The sequence below is a fragment of the Niallia sp. MER 6 genome (genome assembly GCF_023714395.1).
GTDB lineage: Bacteria > Bacillota > Bacilli > Bacillales > Cytobacillaceae > Niallia.
In genome coordinates, this window is record NZ_JAMAUK010000030.1 from 43,369 (window position 1) to 53,273 (window position 9,905).

At 38.1% G+C, this 9,905-nt stretch carries 14 protein-coding genes; 13 read left to right on the forward strand and 1 reads right to left on the reverse strand.

Going from position 1 to position 9,905, the window contains the following annotated elements; genetic code table 11:
* Nucleotides 1–56: 56 nt before the first annotated feature.
* The 13 genes from M3600_RS23675 to rpsI all read left to right on the forward strand — a co-directional run bounded on the left by M3600_RS23675 (nt 57) and on the right by rpsI (nt 8,965).
* Entirely contained in the window at nt 57–707 is a 651-nt protein-coding gene (locus M3600_RS23675) for an adenylate kinase (protein WP_233318706.1), read from the forward strand.
* An 857-nt stretch (nt 708–1,564) separates the two neighbouring features.
* The gene (gene infA / locus M3600_RS23680; protein ID WP_016204578.1) at nt 1,565–1,783 is read left to right on the forward strand and encodes a translation initiation factor IF-1; all 219 of its coding nucleotides are present in this window, start codon (nt 1,565–1,567) and stop codon (nt 1,781–1,783) included.
* A gap of 37 nt (nt 1,784–1,820) precedes the next feature.
* A complete protein-coding gene (gene rpmJ, locus M3600_RS23685) occupies nt 1,821–1,934 on the forward strand; it encodes a 50S ribosomal protein L36 (RefSeq protein WP_000868344.1) in 114 nt (37 codons plus the stop codon).
* A 22-nt stretch (nt 1,935–1,956) separates the two neighbouring features.
* Nucleotides 1,957–2,322 (forward strand): 30S ribosomal protein S13, encoded by a 366-nt coding sequence (gene rpsM, locus M3600_RS23690; RefSeq protein ID WP_127742447.1) that lies wholly within the window; start codon nt 1,957–1,959, stop codon nt 2,320–2,322.
* Nucleotides 2,323–2,343: 21 nt separating this feature from the next.
* Entirely contained in the window at nt 2,344–2,733 is a 390-nt protein-coding gene (rpsK, locus tag M3600_RS23695; RefSeq protein WP_233318710.1) for a 30S ribosomal protein S11, read from the forward strand.
* Nucleotides 2,734–2,910: 177 nt separating this feature from the next.
* Nucleotides 2,911–3,855: a DNA-directed RNA polymerase subunit alpha gene (locus M3600_RS23700; RefSeq protein WP_233318741.1), complete on the forward strand. Its 945-nt coding sequence runs from the start codon at nt 2,911–2,913 to the stop codon at nt 3,853–3,855.
* Nucleotides 3,856–3,914: 59 nt separating this feature from the next.
* Nucleotides 3,915–4,277: a 50S ribosomal protein L17 gene (gene rplQ / locus M3600_RS23705; protein WP_127742449.1), complete on the forward strand. Its 363-nt coding sequence runs from the start codon at nt 3,915–3,917 to the stop codon at nt 4,275–4,277.
* A gap of 398 nt (nt 4,278–4,675) precedes the next feature.
* Nucleotides 4,676–5,515 carry an energy-coupling factor ABC transporter ATP-binding protein gene (locus M3600_RS23710; RefSeq protein WP_237940541.1) on the forward strand — a complete coding sequence of 280 codons (840 nt, stop codon included), beginning with the start codon at nt 4,676–4,678 and terminating at the stop codon, nt 5,513–5,515.
* Nucleotides 5,491–6,363, forward strand: a complete 873-nt coding sequence (locus M3600_RS23715; RefSeq protein WP_233318713.1) for an energy-coupling factor ABC transporter ATP-binding protein — start codon at nt 5,491–5,493, stop codon at nt 6,361–6,363. Before M3600_RS23710 ends, M3600_RS23715 begins: the two co-directional genes overlap by 25 nt.
* A complete protein-coding gene (locus tag M3600_RS23720; RefSeq protein ID WP_237940542.1) occupies nt 6,360–7,157 on the forward strand; it encodes an energy-coupling factor transporter transmembrane component T family protein in 798 nt (265 codons plus the stop codon). The genes M3600_RS23715 and M3600_RS23720 overlap by 4 nt, the downstream gene beginning before the upstream one ends.
* A 12-nt stretch (nt 7,158–7,169) precedes the next feature.
* Nucleotides 7,170–7,907: a tRNA pseudouridine(38-40) synthase TruA gene (gene truA / locus M3600_RS23725; protein ID WP_251647796.1), complete on the forward strand. Its 738-nt coding sequence runs from the start codon at nt 7,170–7,172 to the stop codon at nt 7,905–7,907.
* 206 nt (nt 7,908–8,113) lie between these two features.
* The gene (gene rplM, locus M3600_RS23730; RefSeq protein WP_127742459.1) at nt 8,114–8,551 is read left to right on the forward strand and encodes a 50S ribosomal protein L13; all 438 of its coding nucleotides are present in this window, start codon (nt 8,114–8,116) and stop codon (nt 8,549–8,551) included.
* Nucleotides 8,552–8,572: 21 nt separating this feature from the next.
* Nucleotides 8,573–8,965 (forward strand): 30S ribosomal protein S9, encoded by a 393-nt coding sequence (gene rpsI / locus M3600_RS23735; protein ID WP_150911003.1) that lies wholly within the window; start codon nt 8,573–8,575, stop codon nt 8,963–8,965.
* 589 nt (nt 8,966–9,554) lie between these two features.
* On the opposite strand, the gene M3600_RS23740 is transcribed toward rpsI, so the two are convergent.
* Nucleotides 9,555–9,734 carry a hypothetical protein gene (locus tag M3600_RS23740; RefSeq protein WP_233318719.1) on the reverse strand — a complete coding sequence of 60 codons (180 nt, stop codon included), beginning with the start codon at nt 9,732–9,734 and terminating at the stop codon, nt 9,555–9,557.
* Between the last annotated feature and the right edge of the window lie 171 nt (nt 9,735–9,905).

The following is a 9,905-nucleotide window of genomic DNA, read 5'->3' on the forward strand; positions in this document are numbered from 1 at the left end:
GGGGACTCTTGTCCCTTGAATTTTATGTGCAAGACTTTATTTAGGGGGGAATACGCATGAATTTAGTCTTAATGGGGCTCCCTGGCGCAGGCAAAGGTACACAAGCCGAGAAGATTGTCGAGAAATATGGCATCCCTCATATCTCAACTGGTGATATGTTCCGTGCTGCAATGAAAGATGAAACAGAGCTTGGACTAAAAGCAAAATCATTTATGGATAAAGGTGAATTGGTTCCTGATGAAGTTACTATCGGGATCGTTCGCGAAAGACTTAGTAAGGATGATTGTGAAAAGGGTTTTCTTCTAGACGGATTCCCTCGTACTGTTCCACAAGCTGAAGCTTTAGAATCCATTTTGTCTGATTTAGAAAAAAGACTTGATTATGTAATCAATGTTCAAGTCGATCAAGAAATATTAATGGAAAGACTGACAGGACGCCGTATTTGTAAGTCTTGCGGAGCGACATACCATTTGGTGTTCAACCCGCCTGCTAAAGAAGATACATGCGATCGCTGTGGCGGTGAGTTATATCAACGCGCAGATGATAATGAAGCTACTGTCAAAAACCGTTTGGATGTTAACATCAAACAATCTCAACCATTACTTGATTTTTATGAGTCAAAAGGCTACTTGAAAAACTTCAATGGCCAACAAGATATTTCAAAAGTATTCTCAGATCTGGATGAATTACTAAGTACTCTTAAGTAATCCTAAATTCATAAAACACTTTTGCTTAGACTAATCTGAATCTAGCATGGACTTAAATCAGAGAATAAAATAGAAGAATTGGGATGAAATGGCTAAGGAGTTTATTCCTAAACATGATGCATTTCCTTTTTTCAAAAGGTATAATAATTCCTATGGTTATATCTGTAACAAATAAAGCATAAATATGAATTTTAATGTTTATGTGAGTTAGAAGAATAATCAATTTATGATAATTGGTGCAGAGTATTTTGGATTTCATGGTAGCTCCGCTTGAATTGCTTTTTTATCTAGTAGTGAAGAAGGTAACTATTATTCTTTCTATTATGGACATAAGGTATAGGACCAGGTGTGCGCAATCGGTAATCCCTCTTTATTTTAATATCGGAATGCGAAGATCTTTACGGCATTTCATGTAGCGATTGTGTATGTGATGCGAAAAATACGGTTAGACTCTTGAAGAAGTGTCCATGCTATTTTTTTTGCAGTAATTAACAAAAGCAGTGAAACAGCCGCAGTTAGCACTTTGCTAGTGTTTTTATATTACCCTGTTAGCAAGAAATATTACTTTTAATATAGCTTTATAACGGAGTGTAAAAGCAATATTAGCTGTGTTGGTGGTCACATTGGTCGATTCTGATGGAAGTTTATAATTTTTATTATTAATTTGTCATTATTAGCGGACGAAGGTTTAACATTGTGTTATAATCAATTAGTTGCAGTTATATGACGAATTAGTATATTATAGAGCAGTTCAGAGTAGTTGATGTACACCGATCGTGTTACAAAAGAGAGAACTACACTTTGCTATATTTAGTTTAAAGTATTTCGCATTTTAAAATGAAGGGAGAATTTATTCGATGGCTAAAGACGATGTAATCGAAATTGAAGGCACAATCACTGAAACTTTGCCGAACGCCATGTTTAAGGTAGAATTAGAAAATGGTCATACTGTATTGGCTCACGTTTCTGGTAAAATTCGTATGCATTTTATCCGCATTTTACCTGGTGATAAAGTAACGGTTGAGTTATCTCCATATGACTTGACTCGCGGAAGAATCACTTACCGCTTTAAATAATCTGATTGCACTCCGTACTATCAAGGAGGTTAGGATAATGAAAGTTAGACCATCTGTTAAACCTATCTGCGAAAAATGCAAAGTTATCCGCAGACGTGGGAAAGTTATGGTTATCTGTGAAAACCCTAAACATAAACAAAAACAAGGTTAATAATAAGGAGGTGCGCATATAGATGGCACGTATTGCTGGTGTGGATATTCCACGTGAAAAACGCGTAGTAATATCTTTAACATACATTTTTGGTATCGGAAAAATTACTGCACAAAAAGTATTGGCAGAAGCTGGTGTTTCTGAAGATACTCGTGTTCGTGACTTGACGGAAGATGAACTTAACAAAATCCGTGATATCATTGACAAACTAAAAGTTGAAGGTGACCTTCGTCGTGAAGTTTCACTTAACATCAAACGTCTAATGGAGATCGGTTGCTACCGTGGTCTTCGTCACCGCCGTGGTCTTCCAGTTCGCGGACAAAACACGAAAAACAACGCTCGTACACGCAAAGGTCCTCGTAAGACTGTAGCTAACAAGAAAAAATAATCGGTAAAGGAGGTACTAGTAATGGCACGTAAAACGAATACTCGTAAACGTCGTGTGAAAAAGAATATCGAATCTGGTATTGCACACATTCGTTCAACATTCAACAACACAATCGTAACTATCACTGATGTTCATGGTAATGCTCTTTCTTGGTCAAGTGCAGGAGCTCTAGGATTTAGAGGTTCTCGTAAATCTACTCCTTTCGCTGCTCAAATGGCTGCTGAAACTGCTGCTAAATCATCAATGGAACATGGTATGAAAACTCTTGAAGTAACTGTAAAAGGACCAGGTGCTGGTCGTGAAGCTGCTATCCGTGCTCTTCAAGCTGCAGGTCTTGAAGTTACTGCTATCAGAGATGTAACTCCAGTTCCTCATAATGGCTGCCGACCACCTAAACGTCGCCGCGTTTAATTTTTCTGTATAAAATCATTTATCCTTGTCTATACTGGGATTTGATTAAAACTTTTTAAAAAAGCCCGTACAGAATTATTAACCCAGTTGTTGTGCACAAAGCGGGAACGTAAACATGGGGAATTTCGGTTACTCAGTTAGCCGGGGTTTCGACGTTTTGAAGGAGGGTATATTTTGATGATCGAAATAGAAAAACCAAAAATCGAAACGGTTGAGATCAACGATGATGCCAAATACGGCAAATTCGTCGTAGAGCCACTTGAGCGTGGATATGGTACTACTTTGGGTAACTCCTTACGTCGTATTCTATTATCCTCACTCCCTGGTGCCGCTATCACATCCATTCAAATTGATGGGGTACTTCATGAGTTCTCAACAATTGAAGGCGTCGTGGAAGATGTAACATCTATCATATTGAACATCAAAAAACTAGCACTTAAAATCTACTCTGATGATGAAAAAACTTTAGAGATTGATATGCAAGGTGAAGGAGTTGTCACTGCAGCGGACATCACTCATGACAGTGATGTAGAGATCTTGAATCCAGATCTTCATATCGCTACATTGGGCAGCAACGGAAATCTTCGCATGCGTTTAACTGCTAAGCGTGGTCGTGGATACGCACCTGCTGAGCAGAACAAGCGTGAAGATCAGCCGATTGGTGTTATTCCAATTGACTCTATCTATACGCCTGTATCTAGAGTGAATTATCAAGTTGAAAACACTCGTGTTGGTCAATTGACTAATTATGATAAACTAACATTTGACGTTTGGACTGACGGTAGTACAGGTCCTCAAGATGCTATTGCACTTGGTGCAAAGATTTTGACAGAGCATTTAAACATCTTCGTTGGTTTAACTGATGAAGCACAAAATGCTGAGATAATGGTAGAAAAAGAAGAAGATCAAAAAGAAAAAGTTCTTGAGATGACGATTGAAGAGCTTGATCTATCTGTTCGTTCTTATAACTGCCTAAAACGTGCTGGCATTAATACAGTACAAGAATTGGCAAATAAAACTGAAGAAGATATGATGAAGGTTCGAAATCTAGGTAGAAAATCTCTGGAAGAAGTTAAGCATAAACTGGAAGAGCTAGGTTTAGGCCTGAGAAAAGACGACTGATAAACAGCCGTTTTTGATTGCCCAGCTGCTTGAATAACAACAAAAGGAGGGAATCACACATGGGTTACAGAAAGTTAGGACGCACTAGCGCACAGCGTAAAGCTATGTTACGTGACTTAACAACAGACTTAATCATCAACGAGCGCATTGAAACAACTGAAGCTCGTGCAAAAGAACTTCGTTCTGTTGTAGAAAAAATGATTACACTTGGTAAACGTGGAGATCTTCATGCACGTCGTCAAGCTGCTGCTTACGTACGTAATGAAGTTGCTAACGTTGAAGAAAACCAAGATGCTGTTCAAAAATTGTTCAGCGACATCGCTGCTCGTTACACTGAACGTCAAGGTGGATACACACGTATCATGAAAATGGGACCTCGTCGCGGAGACGGTGCACCAATGGTAATTATCGAGTTAGTATAATAAAGAGATTTTAAAAGAACTTAGGGTGCGGGACAGTTTATATTGCTATCAAACTTGTTCAAGTACCCTTTTTCTTTAGCAGTCTCATTCTATATGCTATCAAGCCAAAACAGAGTGTTACGATGAGCATTAAGGAAAAAAAGATAGAAATGTCTCGTCTAGCTCTAGCACCTCAATAAATTCAATGTGAATTTGGGGTGCGGGCTTTTTTCGTTTTTAAAGAAGCATTCAGGGTGCGAAGAATAGGAATATCATAAGATTCTTTACAACATATGAATTACCTGGATAACAGGGACATAGGATTTTATAAAAAATATCAATCTTATGTTAAACCAATTCAAAGCTCGCCCGTAAGGCGAGTTTTCTTTTTGGCAAAAGAAAAATGAGTGGGGTATTATATGGACCATAAAGTATTGGTAACAGTTGATTCCTTATCTTTTATGTACGAAGATCAACAAAGAAAAGCTCTCGATAACGTTTCCTTTCAAGTAAAGCAAGGGGAATGGGTGGCGATAGTAGGACATAATGGCTCTGGCAAATCTACACTTGCAAAGCTGTTAAACGGCTTATATTTTTCGTCGGAAGGTTCAATTCAAATAGGTGATGTAACTATTTCTGAAGAAACAGTATGGGAAGCAAGAAGAAAGATAGGCATGGTATTTCAAAACCCTGATAACCAGTTTGTAGGTACTACAGTAAAAGATGATGTGGCTTTTGGGTTAGAAAATATTGCCGTCCCCAGAGAAGAAATGCATAAAAGGGTAGAAGCAGCTTTATCAAAAGTTAATATGTTGCCTTTTCTTGATCAAGAGCCGCACCATCTTTCAGGCGGTCAAAAACAGAGAGTAGCCATTGCTGGGGTAATTGCTTTGAAACCTAGCATCATCGTGCTGGATGAAGCTACTTCCATGCTTGACCCGCAAGGCAGACAAGAAGTGCTGGAATTAATGAAAGAGCTGAAGGAGGAGAACATGACCGTTATCTCCATCACTCATGATTTAGACGAAGCTGCAAGAGCAGACCGGATCATAATTATGAATGAAGGGAAGATATATAAAGAGGGGAATCCTTCTGAAATCTTTCAGTTAGAAAAGGAATTAATTGATATTGGGTTGGATATCCCATTTGCGATAAAGCTGAGAAGCGGTCTTCGTAAGCAGGGAGTTCAACTGGACAAAATTACATTGACAGAAGAAGAGTTGGTGACAGAGTTATGGACATCTCACTTCAAAGAGTAGCTTATAAGTATCAAGAGAATACACCATTTGAAACTCTGGCTATTAAGGATGTAGACATAAACATTACCTCTGGATCATATACAGCTATTATTGGACATACAGGCTCTGGGAAATCTACCGTCCTTCAACATTTGAATGCTCTGTTAACACCTTCAAATGGTAGTGTTGTAATTGGCGACAGACTAATCGAATCTGGACGTAAAAATAAAAACCTTGCCCCTATTCGTCAAAAGGTAGGAATCGTCTTCCAGTTTCCCGAAAGCCAGCTTTTCGAGGAGACAGTGGAAAAGGATATTTGCTTTGGACCGATGAACTTTGGTGTAAGCGAGGAAGAAGCTAAAGTAAGAGCAAAAAAGGCGCTTAAAGAAGTTGGTCTGTCTGAAGAGTATTTGACTAAATCTCCATTTGATTTATCTGGAGGGCAGATGAGAAGGGTTGCAATTGCAGGAGTTCTGGCAATGGAACCAGAGGTGCTTGTGCTTGATGAACCAACCGCTGGACTTGATCCAAGAGGGCGCAAAGAAATTATGGATATGTTCTACAGACTTCATAAAGAGCGGAATTTAACGACCATTCTTGTTACTCACAGCATGGAAGATGCCGCAATCTATGCTGATAAAATAGTTATTATGAACAAAGGAAATGTTTATAAAGAAGGAACACCAGAGAATATATTCTCAAATAGTGAAGGTTTAATAGAAATTGGTCTTAATGTTCCGGATATAGTTAGATTTCAACAGAAATTAGAATCACTGCTAGGATACAAGTTAGACAGAGTGCATTTAAACATGGAGACATTTATTATGGAAGTTTCAGATCATTTAAAGAAAAAAGAGGCTAATCAATGATGGGGAAGATGATAATCGGCCGTTTTGTTCCCATTGACTCTCTTCTTCACAGGATGGACCCTCGCTCTAAACTGATAATCGTATTTTTATTTATATGTATCGTTTTCCTTGCTAACAATGCGGTTACCTACTTTATACTTGCTGTTTATGTTGGTATGATGATTCTGTTATCCAAGGTGCCCTTCCGATATATTTATCTCGGGTTAAGGCCGATTTTATGGCTTATATTATTTACTTTCTGTCTTCATTTATTCTTTACTAAAGGTGGCAACCTTTTATTTGAATACGGATGGATAAAGATTTATGAAGAAGGTTTAAGGATGGGGATTCTTATTTCATTAAGATTCTTTCTGCTTATCATTATGACATCCTTGCTTACCTTGACAACGACTCCAATCGAGCTGACAGATGCCTTAGAAACGCTCCTAGGGCCGTTGAAAAAAGTCCGTTTTCCAGTTCATGAGCTTGCTTTAATGATGTCTATTTCCCTGCGCTTTATCCCGACACTTATGGATGAGACGGAGAAGATAATGAAGGCACAGATGGCAAGAGGGGTCGAATTTTCTAGCGGCCCAATCAAGAACAGAATTAAAGCTATTGTTCCATTGTTAATTCCGTTGTTTGTCAATGCTTTTAAGCGTGCGGAAGAGCTAGCAACTGCAATGGAAGCAAGAGGCTATCAAGGCGGAGAGGGCAGGACCAAGTACCGTCAGTTAGTATGGAAGCAAACAGATAGTATCATGATTTTATTATTAGTGCTAGTGGCAGGATTGCTGTTTGTATTTAAATCATAATGGAGATAAATAATGCAAAGATATAAAGGGATAGTCAGCTATGACGGCACCGAATACTGCGGTTTTCAGTTGCAGCCAAAAGACCGAACTGTTCAAGGAGAAATTGAAAAAGCTCTTAAAAAGCTTCATAAAGGCAGTGAAATTAAGATACAAGCATCGGGCCGTACAGATGCAGGTGTTCATGCAAAGGGTCAAGTTATTCATTTCGATTCAGATCTTGATATTCCTGCAGGTAAGTGGGAGCTTGCTTTAAATGCACTGCTGCCGCATGATATTGTTTTTTCCACAATAGAGGCGGTTGATAGAAGCTTTCATGCGAGATACAATGTGCAGGGCAAGGAATACCGTTATTTTATTCATCTCTCTGAAAGGAGAGACCCGTTTAAGCGTAATTTTGCCTATTATTACCCATATCAGCTGGATATAGGTGCCATTAGGGAAGCATTGGAGTATTTCATCGGAGAACATGATTTTACGAGTTTTTGTTCCATGAAGACAGACAAAGAAGATAAGGTTAGGACCATTCATTCCATGAGATTGGTGGAAGAAGGGGACATGCTTGTTTTTTGCTTCGAAGGGAATGGTTTCCTGTACAATATGGTCCGGATTATTATTGGGACGCTGTTAGATGTGGGCAGAGGCAAACGAAAGCCGGAATCCATTAAAGAGATACTAGAGAAGAAAGACCGCAAAGCCGCAGGAAAGACAGCTTCTGCAAACGGACTTTATCTTTGGAAGGTCTTTTATTAGGCCCGAAAGAGCCAGGTTTTCAAGAAATATTCATAACAACTAAACCTGGTGTAACATTTTCTTGACATATGCCACTCTAGCATATATCATAATATGGTATGTATTATAAACCCACATTAAGCCCCGGAAACTTATTGTGTGAACATATAGACGTAAATCATTAAAACAAACAAAAAATTAAAAACTTACATTCAGGAGGGAAACTCATGCGTACAACGTTCATGGCTAATTCAAATACTGTTGACCGTAAATGGTACGTGATTGATGCTGAAGGCAAAACTTTAGGTCGTCTTGCTAGTGAAGTAGCATCAATTCTACGTGGTAAACACAAACCAACTTTCACACCACATGTGGACACTGGTGATCATGTTATTCTTTTAAATGCTTCAAAAATCGAATTGACTGGTAAAAAATTGACTGATAAAATTTACTACCGTCACACAATGCATCCAGGTGGACTAAAGCAAAGAACAGCTTTAGAAATGCGTACAAACTACGCTGAGAAAATGCTTGAGCTTGCTATCAAAGGCATGCTTCCAAAGAATTCTCTTGGTCGTCAAATGTTTAAAAAATTACATGTATACGCTGGTAGCGAGCATCCGCACCAAGCACAACAACCAGAAGTTTACGAACTTCGCGGATAATTAATAAGGGAGGTAAAAAAAATGGCACAGGTTCAATATATCGGTACTGGTCGTCGTAAAAGTTCCGTTGCACGTGTACGTTTAGTACCAGGCGACGGTCAAATCATCATCAATGGTCGTGAAATTGAAAACTATATTCCATTTGCAGCTTTGCGTGAAGTTGTAAAACAACCATTAGTAGCTACTGAAACTACTGGAAGCTACAATATCCTAGTAAACGTTAGCGGTGGAGGTTACACTGGTCAAGCTGGAGCTATCCGTCATGGTATCGCTCGTGCTTTACTACAAGCAGATCCTGAATACCGTCCAACACTTAAACGTGCTGGATTGCTAACTCGTGACGCTCGTATGAAAGAACGTAAAAAATACGGTCTTAAAGGCGCTCGTCGTGCACCTCAGTTCTCAAAACGTTAATTTTGCGTTTCAAAGACCCTTTCCACTTTTGTGGAAAGGGTCTTTTTTATGTCTGAAAATTATCTCTGACGGCGGCCTATGTTAACTCCTAAATATAAATCTTCACATCTAATCATTCTAGAGCTTAAATATCTTTTAATTTATGATGCAGGGGGCCTTTAAAAGTTAGTAACGTTATATAATAATATAGGTTAAACTTCTTCAATTGGTTTATAGAAGCTTTTGGCGGGATATTCTAAATCGAGGACTGATTAAAATAAGCTGAATGGAAAAAATTATTAAGATAATCAGCATTTCTTAATAAGCGCATTTATTTTATAGCTGCTGTTTCTTGAACAAAGGATAACCCTGAAGATATATCTTCAGGGTTATCCTTTGTAATTAAACTATTGACCGTTAATCAATATTTTGTTTTTGTCGCACGTATTTGGCTATATTCAACAGTTTGTCCAAATTAACTTTTTGATTCCACATAGTTTTCGCATCATCTGTCATATAAGGATAAATATATTGATCAATCACAACCTGATAATCTAAGTCAAATTTGTAAAACTGTTAACTTAAATAAAGAAAATGATGATGTTGTTTTTTATAATATCTTCTTAAAAAGACTGGTCGTTTGATGTGCCAAAAAACCAAATTGAATGAACAAAATAAAGATATCACTACAACCGGGGAGCAAACTACCATCTTTATTTTTCTTATTTTTATCAGGGAGGATCCAGCCTTCCTTTTCTAAACTTTTTTGATCTCTATTTTTTGATTTCATATGGCACCTCTATATATTCATTTAATTTACTACTACTCATCGTTTGTTTTTTGCAAGCAAAAAGTGCAGAAAAATGCAGCGAAATTTACATAGGCTTGCAGCTAGTGTTTACATTAAATTCCATCTTGTGTTTTGATTGAAGAAAGTGCATTTTTCAACCGGTAACTTTCC